Consider the following 15,517-nt stretch of genomic DNA (forward strand, 5'->3'; position numbering starts at 1 on the left):
ATGTCTTACGCCAGGGGACAACATGAAACACCTAGTGACCGCAGCCATTGCCATGGCTGCGTTGAGCGGTTGCGCGACGGTCATTAACGACGCGACCCAGCCCATCCGTGTGGATACCAAGACCGCCGACGGGCACGTCATCGCTGGCGCCGACTGCGCGCTCAGCAACGACAAGGGCCGGTTCACCCTGAAGTCCGGGCAGACCGTGCAGGTACATCGGTCCTCGCGCGATCTGGAGGTCAGCTGCGTGCTGCCCGGTCAGCGCAATGCCGCCGGCCGCTCCATCTCGCGCGCCAACATCGGGATCTGGGGCAACATCCTGATCGGCGGCGCGATTGGCGCCATCGTCGACCACAGCAAAGGGACCGGCTACACCTACCCGAGCTGGATCCAGCTGGTATTCGGACAGACGCTGAGCTTCGACCGGCACCGCGAGGACCGCGGCCAACCGTTGCAGGGCGACAACGCACAAGGGCGCGCTGTCGCAGCAACCGATTCCAGCGGCGGCAATTCGCCCGGCGGAGCGGTCACGCTGCCGCTGGCAGGCGATGTCGCCCCGCCTGCACCGGCCAGCGCAGCAGCACCAGCCGGCAACGCCGCAGCCACCGTTGCAGCTGCGGGCCCGGCGATGTCCACCGAATCGGCCATGACGCGCGCGCAGGGCATCAGCACTGGCCTGAGTTGCGGCGCGGTGCAGGCGCGCAGCGCCACGCGCTTCACCGCCAGTTGCACTGGCGGCAGTACGGTGCAGATCGATTGCGCCGGCTTCCGCTGCAGCGCGAGCTTCCCGTGACCTGACAAGGCTGCGCCCGGGTGCGGGTGCAGCCGGACGGCACGACACTTGTCGGGGATGACCCGACAAGCTGTCGGCGCGGCCCCGATTTACGTGATGCACACCTCATTTAGACTGCAGCCACCGGACGCGAGGCCTGTTGGGCCGCTCAACTCGCGGGGCGCTGAGCACGCCCCTGCCGGGACATTGCCGGCAGGGGCGTGCTCCCACATCGTGGTGAGTTGTTCGTCCATCAGCCTGGCTGCGCGCGCTTTACTCGGACAAAGAGTCATTCGCGCAGGCGCAGACGGCTCACTTGGGTTTGCAGTCGAACTGCTCGGTGACCTGCCGGCCCTGTGTCCGAGCTCCAACGTCACGAGCTCCAACCTGCAGCTCGATTTGTGCTGATGCTCATCGTGGCTGAGCTCAAGCGCCGGCGTTGCATGCCCATCAAATTGATCACCTGCACAGCGATCTCCAAACGCTGCTGCCCATGCGCTTGTGGCTTGAGATTTATCGGTTTGCGGTTACCGCCAGCACATCATCATTGCGCCGGTATCTCCACGGCAGCGCCGGCAGGCAGATGCCCAGCAACCGCACTCGCAGCTGTAGCGTGCTCTTGCGCGAATGGCGATGCACCGCTGCTGCCAGGGACGAATGCAGTGTATTTCACGCCATCAAGCAGGCCGCTCGCTAGGCTGATGTCAGTGCAGCACTTGGCTGCGAAGACTTTCAGGAAATTCCCATGGGCGACAATTCGTTTCTGTCACCGGCCTTCGTCATTCTGGTTATCGGCGTGATCGCGGTGGTGTTCTGGCTGGTGACGCGCGCCAAGAAGAAGCGCAACAAGAAGTAAGCAACGCAGGAAGAGGGCCGGACATCGCGATGCGCAACGCAGCCGGTGCTCGATACGCACTTACCCTGAGTTGCTGATGCCAGCCGTCGGTCCAGGCTGGCCTTTGCTTGGCGCGGCTAACACACACTACTTCCCGCGTAACAGCGCAGCAGTGCTAACGCTGTCTGGAAAACGAGGCCCCGCAGCGACATCGCTGCGTTCAGGCTGCGCGGCATTTGATGCACATGTCGTGTCACCAGCATCTGCAGACGACCGCGTTGCGACTAGGCGCGCAGAAAAAACCGACGCCGATCAAAACCGCTCGCCTGTCGGCAGATAGCGCCACTCACCGATGGCCAGCTTTCCCAGCGATACACGGCCCACGCGCAGGCGCCGGATGCTGACCACCTCCAGCCCCACCTCAGCGCACATGTAACGCAGCTGGCCGGGTTGCACGTGCTTGATCGCAAACCGCAGGCGCTCCTCGTTCTGCCAGCTCACCTTGCACGGCGACAGGCTGCGCTGCTGATACACCAGACCATGCGCAAGCCGCGCCATGCCATACGGGCGCAGCTCACCGCGCACCTCCACCAGAAATTCCTGTTCGATCGAGGTCGCATCGGCACTGAGCCTGCGCAGCACGCGGCCGTCCTGGCTCAGCACCAGCAAGCCGCTCGCCTCGTCCTCCAGCGGCAGCGGCGCGTTCAAGCGCAGGAAGTGCCGCTTCAGCACCCGCATTTCGAGCTGGTCCAGTGCGCTGCGCGTTGCCGGCGTGGCCAGTGCCAGCGCAGCTTCGGCGCTCATGCCTGCCGGTTTATGCAGCAGCAGCGTGGCAGGCTCGGCAGCTGCGAGCACGGCGTCTTCCGCCAGCGTCACCTGCGCTGCAGTGGCCAAGGCTTGCGGCTCTTCGACCACGGCCCCGTCCACACTGACCCAGCCGCCTTCGATGTATTGCTGCGCCTCGCCACGCGAGCAGCCGAACAGCGCGGCCACGCATTTGTCGAGACGGATCGGATCGGACATCGGGCGAGCTCGGTTTCAGGGCACGGCAGTGTACGTGCTGGGTCGATGGATGCGTGAGGCCGGCTTCTGCACCGCCCGACAACATGGGAAACTGGGCGCTCACACAGGAGATTGCAGATGTTCATCAAGTTCGGCACCACCCGGGTCCGCCTCAACCATATCTCCGTCATCAGCGACCCCTTCAATGCAGGCGAAAACTTCGGCTCGTATTGCCACTCGGTCCGGGTCGGCCTGCTCTCCGGCGAGGAAATCTTTGCACGCTTCAATACCGAAAGCGGCGCCGAGCAGCTGCATGCAGAGGTGCTCGCTGCACTGGAAGGTTGAGCGCAAGACCCACAGTGCCGTCACGCGCGTGATGCCTCACGCGCGATGGGCGTTGCCGGCAGAGCAGCCAGCACGTGCGGGCCCGCAAATCGCTCGCGGCAACGTGGGCTTGTCGCACCGCATCACGGCCGATCCAAGCAGCTGAGCACTCGGTAGCAATGGCGCCGCCGCTGCTTGAAGACAAGCGCATTGCCGGTATCGCGACACGGGATGAATTGCACCCTGTTCCAGCAACGTCTTTGCCCTGGGTGCATCGCCACCTGTCATCAGAACGTCGGAAAATCGTTCCGCCGTTGGCACGCTTCGATCCAGCCATAACGCAATAAACAAGCAATTTCTGCGCGTATGTCAGGCCGCTGCGGACGGCTGTCGGGAAATTTCTTCCATCCGATGAATTCAATATAAGTAATTTCAAATACGAGCCTTTAGCTCGTCACGATCCGGCCGCTAGCTGGGGCAAGACGCTCTGGTGGATGACCTATTCATCGAGCCCCTCAGTTGCACTACCTGGATGCGGTCATGAATACATATCTGCAACGCCTCAATGTCGGCCGCCGCTTGGGCATGGCCTTTGGCATCTTGATCCTATTGTCGGGCCTGCTTGTGGCCACCGGCCTAGTCACCATGTCCAACGCGCGTTTCGAACTGGACACCATCGTCAACAGCAACATGGAGAGGATCCAGCTGTCCTCGGAAATGCTCGACGCCAACACCAACGTGGCAATCGGCCTGCGCGACATCGTCATGGTCGCTGGCGACGCGGCCAATCGCCGTGCGATGGACATGATCGAGAAGAACCGCGCACGCTACAAGCAGGCACACGACGCCCTGGCCGCACTGCCCAGCAGCGTGCCTGAAAAACAGGCGCTCGACCTGGTGCAGGAAAAGCGCGACATCTCGGTCAAGCTCAATAACCAGATTCTCGAATACGGCCTCCGCGACCAGAACCAGGAAGCGCAGGCCTTGCTGCAAGGCGACGCCGCAGCGGCCATGGATGCGCAGCAGACGGCGATCCGCGAGAACGCTGCACTGGAGCGCCGCCTCAGCAAGGATGCCTATGCGGCCGCGGTTGCATCGATGCATCGAGGGAAGATCACCCTGGCCACCGGCGGCATTGCCGCACTGGTCATCAGCGGCCTGCTCGCGTGGCTGATCACACGCAGCCTGACCCAGCCGCTCAGCCAGGCCACACGCACGGCAGAAGCGATCGCGGCCGGCAACCTGCACAACGATGTGCACACCAACGCCAACGATGAAACCGGCCGTCTGCTCAAGGCTATGGACAAGATGCAGCTGCAGCTGCGTAACCTGATCGCCGCGCAAACCGACATGGCCAGGCATCACGACAACGGCCAGATCAGCTTCCGCATCGATGCGGCAGCATTCCCGGGCGACTATGGGCGCATGGCCAACGACACCAACCTGCTGGTTGCCTCGCACGTGGCGGTGCAGACCGATCTGGCACGCATTATGGGCCGGTATGCGGTTGGCGAACTCTCCGAAGACATGCAGCCGCTGCCCGGCGAAAAGGCCGTTTTCAGCGACACCATGTCGCAGGTCAAGCTCAACCTGTCGGCGATGAACCACGAGATCAAGCATCTCGCCCAGGCCGCCGCCAATGGCGACTTCAGCGCGCGCGGCGATGCCGAGCGCTTCCAGTTCGACTTCCGCATCATGGTCGAAAGCCTCAACCACCTGATGTCCACGGCCGACGGCAATCTGCAGTCGCTGTCGTCGTTGCTGCAGTCCATCGCCGCTGGCGACTTGACCGCACGCATGAGCGGTGAATTCCGCGGCGTGTTCGCACAGATGCGCGATGACGCCAACACCACGGCCAGCCAGCTGGCGCAGATCGTCGGCAACATCCAGGAGTCGGCCGTGTCGATCAACTCCGCGGCCAGCGAAATCGCCGCCGGCAACCAGGACCTGTCGCAGCGTACCGAACAGCAGGCGGCCAACCTCGAAGAAACCGCAGCATCGATGGAAGAGCTGACCTCCACCGTCAAGCAGAATGCCGAAAGCGCACGCGAGGCCAACCAGCTGGCGATCGGTGCCGCACGCGTTGCCTCGCAAGGTGGCGACGTGGTCGGCAAGGTGGTGGACACCATGACCGGTATCGAAGCCTCGTCCAGGAAGATTGCCGACATCATCAGCGTCATCGACGGTATCGCCTTCCAGACCAATATCCTGGCCTTGAACGCAGCGGTGGAAGCCGCGCGCGCCGGCGAGCAAGGCCGCGGCTTTGCCGTGGTGGCCTCGGAGGTGCGCACGCTCGCGCAGCGGTCCTCCGGCGCCGCCAAGGAGATCAAGGACCTCATCGACGACTCGGTGCAACGCGTGGCCGAGGGTTCGGCACTGGTGCACAGCGCCGGCAAGACCATGGGCGATGTGGTGGCCAGCGTGCAACGCGTCACCGACATCATGGGCGAGATTTCTGCAGCCTCGCAGGAACAGTCGGCCGGCATCGAGCAGGTCAACCAGACCATCACGCACATGGACGAAACCACCCAGCAGAACGCCGCGCTGGTGGAAGAAGCCACTGCCGCCGCGCGCGCGATGGAAGAGCAGGCGGTGCAGCTCACCGATGCGGTGGCGATCTTCAAGATCGACGCACGCCAGACACGGCAGGCCGCCTCGCGCGTAGCGGCACCGGTCGCACAGCTGCTGAGCAAGGTCCGCAACGCCTGAGCCAGCAGCCGGCACTGCGCCGTCGACCGGGTCGTCGGTGCAGGCACGCTGATGCAACACCGCGGATGTGCCCGCAGCCATTGATGCCATCGCACACGCAGAAAGCGCCCGCCAGGGCGCTTTCTGCGTTTATCCCGCACGCTCACCGGCATTCGGCGCAGACAGCTCAGGCACCCGCAACGCGCGCGCAGTGCCCACAAAATAACCTCGAAAACAAGCACGCAAGCCACTCAAAAGCGCTTGTTTCCGGCGCCATGCCTGGTTACGCTGCGCCGGTCGAAAGAGAGCAGGCCGGATGGTAGCCCGGCCACCGTCTGCAGCGCAGGCGGCATCTTAGCCATCGGTACCCACGACATCCGCAGCCGGCGATGCCGGCACTGCAGGTGTGTCCGTGCGTGCTCTCGTCACCGCTCGGCACGCCTTCTCAATCAGGAAGGATCACCCGTGAACACCAGCATCGACAGTCATGATCTGCACCGCTCAATCAACGACGAGCATGCCAACGTGCATGCTTGCGCATACGCAGGGGACGCAGACGCAAAGCCATACGACGATGCCTTATCGCACTGGCGACAAGCCCGTCTCGACACGCGCGTGATCTGGCGGCGGCAGCTCATGCTCCAGGGCGGCATGTCGGTGCTGTTGGCGGCCTGGCAGATGCCGCATTCGCTGCGCTGGGAGTGGGAAGCCATCGACCTGCTGCAGGATCGACACCTGTGCGGCGGCAACTGCGATTCATCGCTGGCGGCAATGCGCGCTGCCGATGCCTGGCCGGCGCTGTGCGGTGACGAGGTCGCAGTGCTTGCCTAATACCACGCGGCGCGGCAACGCGTTGAACCGTCCTTCTGCCCCGACGCGGTGCCATGCCGGTGCGGCCGCGCAACAGCCGGCCCGCCGCGGCTAGCGCGTGTAGAGACCGGGACGATAGCGTTCCATCAGCGACTGCGGAGCCAGCGGCGGCGTGAAGCCGTAGCGCGCATAGAGACCATGCGCATCGCTGGTGGCCAGGCTGAAACGGCGCAGCCCCTGTAGATCGGGGTGCGCCATGACCGCATCCATCATTGCCTTGCCATAGCCCTTGCCCTGATGCTCGGGCAACACGAACACATCGCCCAGATAGGCGACGGTTGCGTAGTCGGAAACCACCCGCGCAAAGGCCACCTGCCCGCCCTGCAGAAACCCGCCGAAGCACAGCGAGTTGGCGATGGAGCGCTGTACCACCGCAAGCGGGATGTCCCTGGCCCAGCTGCTGTGCTGGGCCAGGTAGCGATGGACCAGCGCAACATCGAGTTCGGAGTGATCGGTGGAAACGCGCAGCGGCGACATGACGACAACTCCGGCAACAGTGGGCCTCAGGGTAGTGCCTGCGCAGGCAGCAGCAACAGTGCGCACAGCACCAGCATGAATCCTGCGATCGCCGCATCCAGCACACGCCATGCGCGCGGATCGCGGAAGGCCGGCTGCAGCAAGCGCGCGCCGTGGCCCAGAGCGGAAAACCAGGCAATGCTGGCCAGGCACGCACCCGACGCGAATGCCCAGCGCAGCTGACCCGGGTAGCGCGCGGACAGGCTGCCCAGCAGCAGCATCGTGTCCAGATAGACATGCGGGTTGAGAAAGGTAAATGCCAGGCACGTCAGCATGGCGCGCTGCCAGCGTTGCGCACCGGCCTGCGACGGCGCCAACCCGCTGGTGCCACACCAGGCCCTGCGCGCAGCCAGCGCGCCATATGCCGCGAGAAATGCAGCCCCCGCATAGCGAAGTCCCTGCAGCAGCTCCGGCCATTGCGTCACCAGTACGCCGATCCCGGCCACGCCCAGCACGATCAGCGCGATATCGCCGAACGCGCAGATCGCCACCACCAGACCGACATGCTGGCGCTGCAGTCCCTGCCGCAGCACGAATGCATTCTGCGCACCGATTGCGATGATGAGACCTGCGCTGGCGATGAAGCCAGAGATTGCAGCTTGAAGGAACACGAGCACCTCCCGGATCACAGGCGCCAATGCTGGGCGTTCCGCTGCAATTAGGAAAACTAAATCTTCTGTATCCTGCTTAGAATTTCTAATCCTGCCGAACGCCATGGATCTTCTGCATCCGCAACTGGCCGCATTCGCTGCCGTTCTCGAGGAGGGCAGCTTCGACGCCGCTGCGCAGCGGCTGTCGGTAACGCCGTCGGCAATTTCGCAGCGGGTCAAGGCGCTGGAAGACCGGCTCGGCTAGGTGCTGGTGATCCGCAAGGCCCCCTGCCGCCCTACCCCGGTCGGCGAGCGCCTGCTGCGCCGGGTAAAGCCGATGCAGGTCCTGGAATCCGAAGCGATCGCCGACCTCCTCCCTGGCGACAGCAGCGCCGGGCATCCGCGCACGCTGGCCATCGCCGTCAACGACGACTCGCTGCAGACCTGGTTCCTAACGGCGCTGTCGGCGCTGCACCGGGAGCACGGCGTCCTTTTCGATGTGCAGATGGACGACCAGGACCACACCCTGGAGCTGTTGCGCTCCGGGGCGGTGCTCGGTGCCGTCACCGCCGAGCGCAAGCCGCTGCAGGGCTGCAATGTGCAGGCGCTGGGAGTGATGCGTTACCACGCCATCGCATCGGCCGCATTCGTTGCGACGCATTTCAAGCAGGGCTTCAGCGCAGCGGCCCTGGCCCACGCACCGATGCTGGTGTTCAACCGAAAGGACACGCTGCAGACCCGCTTCGTCCGCCGCATCACCCGCACACAGGTGGCGCCGCCGATCCACTACCTGCCGACCTCGACCGGTTTCGTCGAAGCGGCCGCACGCGGACTCGGCTGGTGTCTGGCACCGGAATCGATGGTCGTGCCTGCCGTGCGCGACAGGCAGGTGGTCATCATCGACCCGACACGCTGGCTCGATGTGCCGCTGTACTGGCAATGCGCCGCAGTGCGCTCGAGCGCCTTGCAGCAGCTGGGCCAGGCCCTGCGCAAGGCCGCGGCTGCGAGCCTGCGCTGAGAGCGGCCGTGCCGCACCGACGCCGGCAAAACACGATGCCCGAGGCGCGCAACTGCCGGCAGGCTGTCGCACCGGATTGGCCTGCAGGTACATCGCTGCCCTGCCCGCGCACGCTTGGCACAGCCGCGTTGCCCGGCATCCCGCTGCCGCCGCAGCGACAGCCGGGTCGCCGTGCCACGCCGAGCCTGCTAGCCTTTCCGCCTATTCCGTTGTGATTGCCGATCCGTCATGAAAAAAGCCGTTGTTCTGTTGTCCGGGGGCATGGATTCCGCTGCCGTCATCGCGCTTGCGCAGGAGCAGGGCTTTGCCGTGCATGCCTTGAGCGTGCGCTACGGCCAGCGCCATACCTCCGAGCTGGACGCCGCCGCGCGCGTGGCCGCGGCGCAGGGCGTCATCGCGCACAAGGTGGTGGACGTGGACCTGCGCAGCATCGGCGGCTCGGCGCTCACCGACGACATCGACGTGCCCGATGCCGGTGGCGACGGCATCCCGGTCACCTACGTGCCGGCGCGCAACACCATCATGCTGTCGCTGGCACTGGGCTGGGCCGAGGTGATCGGCGCCAACGACCTGTTCTGCGGCGTCAACGCGGTCGATTATTCGGGTTACCCCGACTGCCGTCCCGAATTCGTGCGCGCCTTCGAAGTGCTGGCCAACCTGGCCACCAAGGCCGGCGTGGAAGGCGCCGGCCTGCGCGTGCACGCACCGCTGCAGTTCCTCAGCAAGGCCGACATCGTGCGTGAAGGCGTGCGCCTGGGCGTGGACTTCGGCCTGACCGTGTCCTGCTACCGCGCCGACGCCGACGGACGCGCCTGCGGCCACTGCGACGCCTGCCGCCTGCGTGCCGCCGGTTTCGCCGACGCCGGCGTCGCGGACCCCACCCACTACGCCATTTCGCCTTGACGCCGCTGTAGGGTAGAATGCGCACCCCGGCGCACTGCCGGGACAGTGGGCCGTTAGCTCAGTCGGTAGAGCAGAAGACTTTTAATCTTTTGGTCGATGGTTCGAATCCATCACGGCCCACCAATCAAATCAGCAACTTGAAGAGCGCCAAAGGCGCTTTTTTTGTGCCCGCCGGAAGTTGCCGGGACCTGCGTCGCCGGGGCTCCGCGTCACGGCCGCGAAGTCGGATGGCATCCACCATCTGCCGCAACTGGCGCGCCGCCGTCAACGCCGGCTCCTCTTTTGCCGATCGCGCGTGTCATCTTGCAGGTCGTGGGCCCGGCGCAGGCGGCCGTGGCGTTCTCGCCAATCACGTGGCTCCCGTCTTCTGGATACGCGATTGCACGCGCCGCGTTCGTCGCGCAGCTCCTGCGGCGCGTGCCTGCTTGTGCAGCCAGCTGAGGACGTCCACTGCAGCATCCACACGCATGCAGACATGCAGGTGGCCCAGCACAACGCTCTGTGCATCGCCGCCCGGCAAAATGTCGTCAAAGCCGGTGGCTTCGCAGGCGATCAGGACGGGCGAGGCATCGGGCTGCGCGTCGGAATGCAGCATGGCCAGCACATAGCCCTGCATCATCTCAAAGCTAAGGACGACGCCCGTGCAGACGCGGAACTGTTTGCCCAGGCTCATCGCTGCGGCTCCGTCAACGCGCTATCGACGCTAGCGATTGCATCGGCGCCGGCAAGCGTGAGCGCATGCACAGCCTTACCTGCGACGCCGAGATGGGCATTAGGGCTTCGCCAGGCGGCACGCGTCCCTTCGCGGGCATTGAAGATCGGCCCCACATCATGGACGACCTGGTACGCCACAGACGTGGGTGCTTCATGGGTGTCGTGAGACATGCTGGATTCCTTTTGTGTTTTGGAATCCGCCACCCAGACGCCAATCGGGGTGGCGGACGGTACGCGGTTGGCGTGCCGGCCAAAAGGACCCGGTGGGCCTTGCGGCCCCCGCGCACCGCCCGCCATAAAACTGGCCGGCATGCGCCCGCGACGATGCGGGCGATAAAAAAGCGCCGTGCATCGGTCGATGGGCGCTGGTGCGCCTTTTGGTTCGGGACGCCAATCCCGGCCGCCGATTGTGCGGCGACGTTGGCATACTCGCGCCGCCGCTTGGCGCCTGTCAATGCAGAACGTGCAACGCGGCGGCTTCGGCCGCGAAGAAACGCGGCGAAAGCACTGCCCGCGTAGCCAGCAAAACCTGAAACTCCAGCACATCCCGCCGGACGATCGGCCCGGGGCGCTGCGGCTGCGCCCATATGCCACAAGCCCTGGCGGGAGTGGACTGGCGCCGCGGCAAATGCGAATTCACATGCCGCGCCACGTTTCCTATCGTTGTTGGCTCAACGACACGCGAGCGCCATGCCATGACCAACATCGAAAAAGCCGGAACGTTTCTGCTTGGAGACCGCAAGCTCACCCGCATCGGCTACGGCGCAATGCAGCTCGCGGGGCCTGGCGTGTTCGGCCCGCCCAAGGACCGCGACGGTGCGTTGGCGGTGCTGCGCGAAGCCATCGCGCTGGGCGTCAACCATATCGACACCAGCGATTTCTACGGGCCGCACATCACCAATCAGCTGATCCGCGAGGCACTGCATCCCTACCCGCAGGAATTGACCATCGTCACCAAGATCGGCGCCGCGCGCGGCACGGATGGTTCCTGGCTACCTGCCTTCTCGCCGCAGCAACTGGTCGAGGCGGTGCACGACAATCTGCGCAACCTGGGGCTTGAAACGCTGGAGGTGGTCAACCTGCGCGTGATGTTCAAGGCGCAGGAGCCGGCAGAAGGCTCGATCGCCGAGCAACTGGCGGCCTTGATCAAGCTGCAGCGCGATGGCCTGGTGCGGCACATCGGCATCAGCAACGTCACCGCAGCGCAGGTGGCCGAAGCACGCGCCATGACCGACATCGTCTGCGTGCAGAACATGTACAACATCGCGCATCGACACGACGACGAAATCGTCGACACGCTCGCGCGCGACGGCATCGCCTACGTGCCGTTCTTCCCGCTCGGTGGCTTTTCGCCATTGCAATCGTCCACGCTTGCCGCTGTTGCCCAGCGCCTGGCCGCAACCCCGATGCAGGTGGCACTGGCGTGGTTGCTGCAGCGCTCGCCCAACATCTTGCTGATTCCGGGGACCTCGTCGGTGGCGCATCTGCGCGCCAATCTGTTCGCGGCGGAACTCAAACTGCCGGCCGATGCCGTCGAAGAATTGAACAGGATCGCCGCGTAAACGCAGGCGGCTGCCTCCTGGCAAGCAGCGCCTTGCGCTCGGGATCAGTGCGAGCAGCTGAGCGTTGCGGCTGATCGTCAGGCGGGAGCGGACGGCATGCCAGCAACCGCAGTGGATGCGTGGTACACGCCGATTGCGGGCAACCGGCCGCGCCAGCCTTTCTTGGGTGAGCGCGGTCGCTCTATCGCTCGGGCTTAGCGCTCGGGCCTAGCGCCCAGGCTCATCGTTCCACAGCAGCTTGTGCAGCTGCATCTGGAAGCGCACCGGCAGACGATCGGCCACGATCCAGTCGGCCAGCTCCCGCGGCGTCACTTCGCTCTTGCTGGGCGAAAACCACACCGTGCAGCGGCGGTCCAGCGCATGCGCGGCGACAATCTCGCGCGACCATTCGTAATCGGCGCGGCTGCAGATCACGAATTTGATCTGGTCGCGTGCGGTCAGCAGCGGCAGATTCTCCCAGCGGTTGCGCTGTTCCTCGCCGGAGGCGGGCGTCTTGATGTCGACCACGCGCGAGACGCGCGGATCCACGCCCGACACGTCCAATGCGCCGGATGTCTCCAGCGAGACGTCGAAGCCGGCATCGCACAGCTTCTGCAGCAGCACCAGGCAGCGCTTCTGCGCCAACGGCTCGCCGCCGGTCACGCAGACATGGCGCACGCCGTGGCTAGCCACCTCGGCGACGATCGCATCGATGTCATGCCATTCCCCGCCGTGGAAGGCGTAGGCGGTATCGCAGTAATGGCAGCGCAGCGGGCAACCGGTCAGACGCACGAACACGGTCGGCCAGCCGGCGGCCTCGGCTTCGCCCTGCAGGGACAGAAAGATTTCGGTGATCTTCAATCGCGGCAGCGGCGACTGGACGATCTCGCTGGGGACGGCGGCGGCGTTCATTGGCAAAGTATGCGTCACGCCCGAAGGCGCGCACGCGCGGGCTCAGCGCAGTTGCTGGCCGAGACGGATGGACTGCAGACGTTCCTGGGCCACGCGCGCTGCGTCGGAGCCGGGATACTGCGATGCGACCTGCTGCAAGGTCTGCTGGGCCTGATCGTTCTTGCCTTCGCCATACTGCGACAGGCCAAGCTTCAACAGGCCGCCAGAGGCCTTGTCATGCGTGGGATAGCGGCTGACGAGATCGCGGAACTGCGCCTCGGCCAGCTGGAAATTTCGGGTGGCGTAGTAACTCTCGCCCAGCCAGTACAAGGCATTGGGGGTGTAGACGCCGTTTGGATACAGCTCCAGAAAACTCAGGAACAACTGCGAGGCATCGTCGTACTTGCCGTTCTTCAAGGCATCGAAAGCGACGTTGTAGGCAGTGCGCTCCTCGTTGCTGACGGCCAGGGTGCCTGGGTCGCCATGCACGCTGGGCGGCTTCTCGGAAGTTGCCGCCGCTGCAGGCCGCGCGGCCGGAGCCGGGGCGGGTGTGACGCTGCCGGTGGGAGATGGCAATGGCGGGGTTGCGCCACCTGCACCTTCCAGCCGATTCAGGCGTCCGTCCAGGTCCAGATACTGATCCTTGGACTGCTGCTTGAGTTGTTCGTTGTCGTGCTGCAGCTGCTCCACGGTCGCTCGCAAGCCCTGCAGGTCCGAACGCGCCTGCTGCAGCTGGTTGAGGAGATCGTTGTTGGCCTGGCTGTTGGCCTGCTGCTGCTCAAGAACGGCAACACGATCAGCGAGACTGGCTCGCTGCGCGTGTGCCGGCGCGGCGACCACAAGGGCCGCCGCGACGAACAGGGATGTCACTCGAAAGCGCATCGCTTCTTACTGAGCCGTGTACACGATTTCGACGCGACGGTTCTGCGACCAGCAGCTTTCGCTGGTTTCGGTGCAGACCGGACGCTCTTCGCCGTAGCTGACGACGGTCAGCTGGCTGGCGGAACCGCCGGCAGCCTGCAGCGACGACGACACGGCATTGCCGCGACGCTCGCCCAGACCCATGTTGTACTCACGCGAACCGCGCTCGTCGGCATTGCCCTGCAGGGTGATGCGCGAGGAAGGACGGTCACGCAGGTACTTGGCGTGGCACGCCATGATGGCCTGGAATTCCGGCTTCAGGGAGTCCTGATCCAGATCGAAGTAGACGACGCGCTGGCGCAGGCAGGCATCGGTATCCAGGTCGCCCGGGCCGTACAGGCCAGAGGTGGACGGGCCGGTGGGAACGGAGGAACCAGCGGTGGTGTCAGTCGCAGGAGGCGGAGTTTCCTTCACCTTCTTCGAACAACCGGCCAGCACGGCAACGGACAACAGGGAGACAAGCAAGACGCGGGTGGACTTGTTCATGGGATACCTATGGAGGCTCTGGGCCAATGAGTGGTTTAACGCAGCGAAATATTAACATTAATGCGCGGTTCGGTAAGGCCCCCACGAAGGTTCTCTCACATCTCCATCCGCCAGGACCAGGCGCTGGCGGACACGAGCGTCGGCGGACACGGCGTAGAGCACGCCACGACCACCTTCACGTGCGGCGTACAGCACCATGCTGGCGTTCGGCGCAAAGCTCGGCGACTCGTCCAGCGACCCCGGCGAGAGCGTGCTCCAGCTCGGCGAACCCAGGCTGCGGTCCATCATGGCGATGCGGTAGCTGTTGCCGCTGCCCTGTGCCACGGCGATCTTCTTGCCGTCGAACGAGACGCTGGCGGTGGCGTTGTAGTTGCCCTGGAAGGTCACGCGGTTGGCGCTGCCGCCGCTTGCGGCCACCTGGTAGATCTGCGGACGACCGCCGCGGTCGGAGGTGAAGTAAATGCTGCCGCCGTCCGGCGCCCAGGTCGGCTCGGTGTCGATGCCGAAGTGATTGGTCAGCTGGGTCAACTGCTTGCTGCCCAGATCCATGACGTAGATTTCCGGGTTGCCGCTGCGCGACAGTGCCAGCGCCAGGCGGCGGCCGTCCGGCGAGAACGACGGCGCACCGTTGATGCCGCGGAAGCTGGACACCAGCTCACGCGCGCCGGTGGCGATGTCCTGCAGATAGATCGAGGAATTGCCGCGCTCGAAGCTCACATAGGCCAGCTTCTTGCCGTCCGGGCTCCAGTTCGGCGACAGCAGTGGCTCGGCCGAGCGCACGATGGTCTGCGGGTTGTAGCCGTCCGAGTCGGCCACCATCAGCGCATAGCGCATGGCGCCGCCCTTGCCGCTGGCGGTCACATAGGCGATCCGGGTCCAGAACGCGCCACGCACGCCGGTGATCTTTTCGTAGATCGCGTCGGCCATTTGGTGCGAGACATCGCGCATCGCATTGGCACGTGCGGTCATGGCCAGGCCGAGCAGACGCTCGCCCTTGGCCACGTCGAACAGCTCGTACTCGACGCGGTAGGCGCCTTCGCCGGCATCCATCACGCGGCCGACCACAATGTAGTTCTGCTTGAGCGTACGCCAAGTCTGGAACTGCACCTCGGTGCCGCGGGTCGGCTTCTCGACGATCTGCGCAACCGGCAGCGTGCGGAACTGACCGGAACGGTCCAGGTCGGCGCCGACGACGGCAGACACATCGGTCTGCGGCGCAGTGCCGGAGCCCTGGTACGGCATGGGCACGACAGTGATCGGCGTCGCCGAAGCGCTACCGCCGACGATATCGATGGTGAGCCCTTGCTGTTGCGCGAGCGCGCTCAGCGGCAACAATAGGGCGGTCAAGGCAGCTAGCCAACGCAGCGGTTTTTTCATGGACGGCTCGGATCGGGCAGGAAAAGTGTGCAAGGGATACCAATCAGCGAGTGAACATACTCGCAATCG

Annotated in this window: 15 protein-coding genes, 1 tRNA gene and 1 pseudogene; 8 read left to right on the plus strand and 9 right to left on the minus strand. The window is 64.9% G+C overall.

Annotated elements, in window-relative coordinates; genetic code table 11:
• Nucleotides 1–187 precede the first annotated feature (187 nt).
• Nucleotides 188–793 carry a hypothetical protein gene (locus tag ACCQ04_RS15100; RefSeq protein ID WP_372358786.1) on the plus strand — a complete coding sequence of 202 codons (606 nt, stop codon included), beginning with the start codon at nucleotides 188–190 and terminating at the stop codon, nucleotides 791–793.
• Nucleotides 794–1,919: 1,126 nt separating this feature from the next.
• On the opposite strand, the gene ACCQ04_RS15105 is transcribed toward ACCQ04_RS15100, so the two are convergent.
• Nucleotides 1,920–2,630, minus strand: coding sequence for an rRNA pseudouridine synthase (locus ACCQ04_RS15105; protein WP_016904347.1), 711 nt, complete (start codon nucleotides 2,628–2,630; stop codon nucleotides 1,920–1,922).
• A gap of 117 nt (nucleotides 2,631–2,747) precedes the next feature.
• Here ACCQ04_RS15105 and ACCQ04_RS15110 point away from each other — a divergent pair, with 117 nt between their 5' ends.
• From ACCQ04_RS15110 to ACCQ04_RS15120, 3 genes are all read left to right on the plus strand, one after another.
• A complete protein-coding gene (locus tag ACCQ04_RS15110; protein ID WP_016904346.1) occupies nucleotides 2,748–2,954 on the plus strand; it encodes a hypothetical protein in 207 nt (68 codons plus the stop codon).
• Nucleotides 2,955–3,473: 519 nt separating this feature from the next.
• Complete coding sequence (locus ACCQ04_RS15115; protein ID WP_046346025.1) at nucleotides 3,474–5,642, plus strand: methyl-accepting chemotaxis protein; 2,169 nt, start codon at nucleotides 3,474–3,476, stop codon at nucleotides 5,640–5,642.
• A gap of 444 nt (nucleotides 5,643–6,086) precedes the next feature.
• A complete protein-coding gene (locus tag ACCQ04_RS15120) occupies nucleotides 6,087–6,452 on the plus strand; it encodes a hypothetical protein (protein ID WP_052726717.1) in 366 nt (121 codons plus the stop codon).
• 90 nt (nucleotides 6,453–6,542) lie between these two features.
• Here ACCQ04_RS15120 and ACCQ04_RS15125 read toward each other — a convergent pair whose 3' ends face one another.
• Together ACCQ04_RS15125 and ACCQ04_RS15130 are read right to left on the minus strand one after the other, a co-directional pair.
• Nucleotides 6,543–6,968, minus strand: a complete 426-nt coding sequence (locus ACCQ04_RS15125) for a GNAT family N-acetyltransferase (protein ID WP_016904343.1) — start codon at nucleotides 6,966–6,968, stop codon at nucleotides 6,543–6,545.
• Between the two features lie 26 nt (nucleotides 6,969–6,994).
• Nucleotides 6,995–7,645, minus strand: a complete 651-nt coding sequence (locus tag ACCQ04_RS15130) for a LysE/ArgO family amino acid transporter (protein ID WP_221232319.1) — start codon at nucleotides 7,643–7,645, stop codon at nucleotides 6,995–6,997.
• A 76-nt stretch (nucleotides 7,646–7,721) separates the two neighbouring features.
• On the opposite strand from ACCQ04_RS15130, the pseudogene ACCQ04_RS15135 reads away from it, so the two are divergent.
• From ACCQ04_RS15135 to ACCQ04_RS15145, 3 genes and pseudogenes are all read left to right on the plus strand, one after another.
• Nucleotides 7,722–8,615: pseudogene (locus tag ACCQ04_RS15135) on the plus strand (LysR family transcriptional regulator ArgP).
• 228 nt (nucleotides 8,616–8,843) lie between these two features.
• The gene (queC, locus tag ACCQ04_RS15140; protein ID WP_039519526.1) at nucleotides 8,844–9,518 is read left to right on the plus strand and encodes a 7-cyano-7-deazaguanine synthase QueC; all 675 of its coding nucleotides are present in this window, start codon (nucleotides 8,844–8,846) and stop codon (nucleotides 9,516–9,518) included.
• A 47-nt stretch (nucleotides 9,519–9,565) separates the two neighbouring features.
• A tRNA-Lys gene (locus tag ACCQ04_RS15145) sits at nucleotides 9,566–9,641 on the plus strand.
• Nucleotides 9,642–9,867: 226 nt separating this feature from the next.
• Here ACCQ04_RS15145 and ACCQ04_RS15150 read toward each other — a convergent pair.
• Nucleotides 9,868–10,191 carry a hypothetical protein gene (locus tag ACCQ04_RS15150; RefSeq protein ID WP_226427309.1) on the minus strand — a complete coding sequence of 108 codons (324 nt, stop codon included), beginning with the start codon at nucleotides 10,189–10,191 and terminating at the stop codon, nucleotides 9,868–9,870.
• A complete protein-coding gene (locus tag ACCQ04_RS15155; RefSeq protein ID WP_146009948.1) occupies nucleotides 10,188–10,403 on the minus strand; it encodes a hypothetical protein in 216 nt (71 codons plus the stop codon). Before ACCQ04_RS15155 ends, ACCQ04_RS15150 begins: the two co-directional genes overlap by 4 nt.
• 524 nt (nucleotides 10,404–10,927) lie before the next feature.
• Between ACCQ04_RS15155 and ACCQ04_RS15160 the strand changes: the two genes are divergently transcribed.
• The gene (locus ACCQ04_RS15160) at nucleotides 10,928–11,794 is read left to right on the plus strand and encodes an aldo/keto reductase family oxidoreductase (protein WP_104589598.1); all 867 of its coding nucleotides are present in this window, start codon (nucleotides 10,928–10,930) and stop codon (nucleotides 11,792–11,794) included.
• Nucleotides 11,795–12,001: 207 nt separating this feature from the next.
• Here ACCQ04_RS15160 and queE read toward each other — a convergent pair whose 3' ends face one another.
• From queE to tolB, 4 genes are read right to left on the minus strand one after another with little or no spacing between them, the layout of a single operon-like run.
• Entirely contained in the window at nucleotides 12,002–12,685 is a 684-nt protein-coding gene (gene queE, locus ACCQ04_RS15165) for a 7-carboxy-7-deazaguanine synthase QueE (protein ID WP_226427310.1), read from the minus strand.
• A gap of 42 nt (nucleotides 12,686–12,727) precedes the next feature.
• Nucleotides 12,728–13,546 (minus strand): tol-pal system protein YbgF, encoded by an 819-nt coding sequence (ybgF, locus tag ACCQ04_RS15170; RefSeq protein ID WP_024939947.1) that lies wholly within the window; start codon nucleotides 13,544–13,546, stop codon nucleotides 12,728–12,730.
• Between the two features lie 6 nt (nucleotides 13,547–13,552).
• Nucleotides 13,553–14,071: a peptidoglycan-associated lipoprotein Pal gene (pal, locus tag ACCQ04_RS15175; RefSeq protein WP_016904129.1), complete on the minus strand. Its 519-nt coding sequence runs from the start codon at nucleotides 14,069–14,071 to the stop codon at nucleotides 13,553–13,555.
• 57 nt (nucleotides 14,072–14,128) lie between these two features.
• Nucleotides 14,129–15,448 carry a Tol-Pal system beta propeller repeat protein TolB gene (tolB, locus tag ACCQ04_RS15180; RefSeq protein ID WP_024939948.1) on the minus strand — a complete coding sequence of 440 codons (1,320 nt, stop codon included), beginning with the start codon at nucleotides 15,446–15,448 and terminating at the stop codon, nucleotides 14,129–14,131.
• Nucleotides 15,449–15,517: the final 69 nt, after the last annotated feature.

Origin of the sequence: Xanthomonas sp. NCPPB 2866 (assembly GCF_041475745.2) — a bacterium.
GTDB classification, from domain to species: domain Bacteria; phylum Pseudomonadota; class Gammaproteobacteria; order Xanthomonadales; family Xanthomonadaceae; genus Xanthomonas; species Xanthomonas arboricola.

What these genes read in the sequence shown, in the direction of transcription:
- ACCQ04_RS15160 (WP_104589598.1), top strand. Translation starts at nt 10,928, where the DNA reads ATGACCAACATCGAAAAAGCCGGAACGTTTCTGCTTGGAGACCGCAAG.
- queE (WP_226427310.1), bottom strand. Translation starts at nt 12,685, where the DNA reads ATGAACGCCGCCGCCGTCCCCAGCGAGATCGTCCAGTCGCCGCTGCCG.
- queC (WP_039519526.1), top strand. Translation starts at nt 8,844, where the DNA reads ATGAAAAAAGCCGTTGTTCTGTTGTCCGGGGGCATGGATTCCGCTGCC.
- ACCQ04_RS15150 (WP_226427309.1), bottom strand. Translation starts at nt 10,191, where the DNA reads ATGAGCCTGGGCAAACAGTTCCGCGTCTGCACGGGCGTCGTCCTTAGC.
- pal (WP_016904129.1), bottom strand. Translation starts at nt 14,071, where the DNA reads ATGAACAAGTCCACCCGCGTCTTGCTTGTCTCCCTGTTGTCCGTTGCC.
- ybgF (WP_024939947.1), bottom strand. Translation starts at nt 13,546, where the DNA reads ATGCGCTTTCGAGTGACATCCCTGTTCGTCGCGGCGGCCCTTGTGGTC.
- ACCQ04_RS15110 (WP_016904346.1), top strand. Translation starts at nt 2,748, where the DNA reads ATGTTCATCAAGTTCGGCACCACCCGGGTCCGCCTCAACCATATCTCC.
- ACCQ04_RS15155 (WP_146009948.1), bottom strand. Translation starts at nt 10,403, where the DNA reads ATGTCTCACGACACCCATGAAGCACCCACGTCTGTGGCGTACCAGGTC.
- ACCQ04_RS15115 (WP_046346025.1), top strand. Translation starts at nt 3,474, where the DNA reads ATGAATACATATCTGCAACGCCTCAATGTCGGCCGCCGCTTGGGCATG.
- ACCQ04_RS15105 (WP_016904347.1), bottom strand. Translation starts at nt 2,630, where the DNA reads ATGTCCGATCCGATCCGTCTCGACAAATGCGTGGCCGCGCTGTTCGGC.
- ACCQ04_RS15125 (WP_016904343.1), bottom strand. Translation starts at nt 6,968, where the DNA reads ATGTCGCCGCTGCGCGTTTCCACCGATCACTCCGAACTCGATGTTGCG.
- tolB (WP_024939948.1), bottom strand. Translation starts at nt 15,448, where the DNA reads ATGAAAAAACCGCTGCGTTGGCTAGCTGCCTTGACCGCCCTATTGTTG.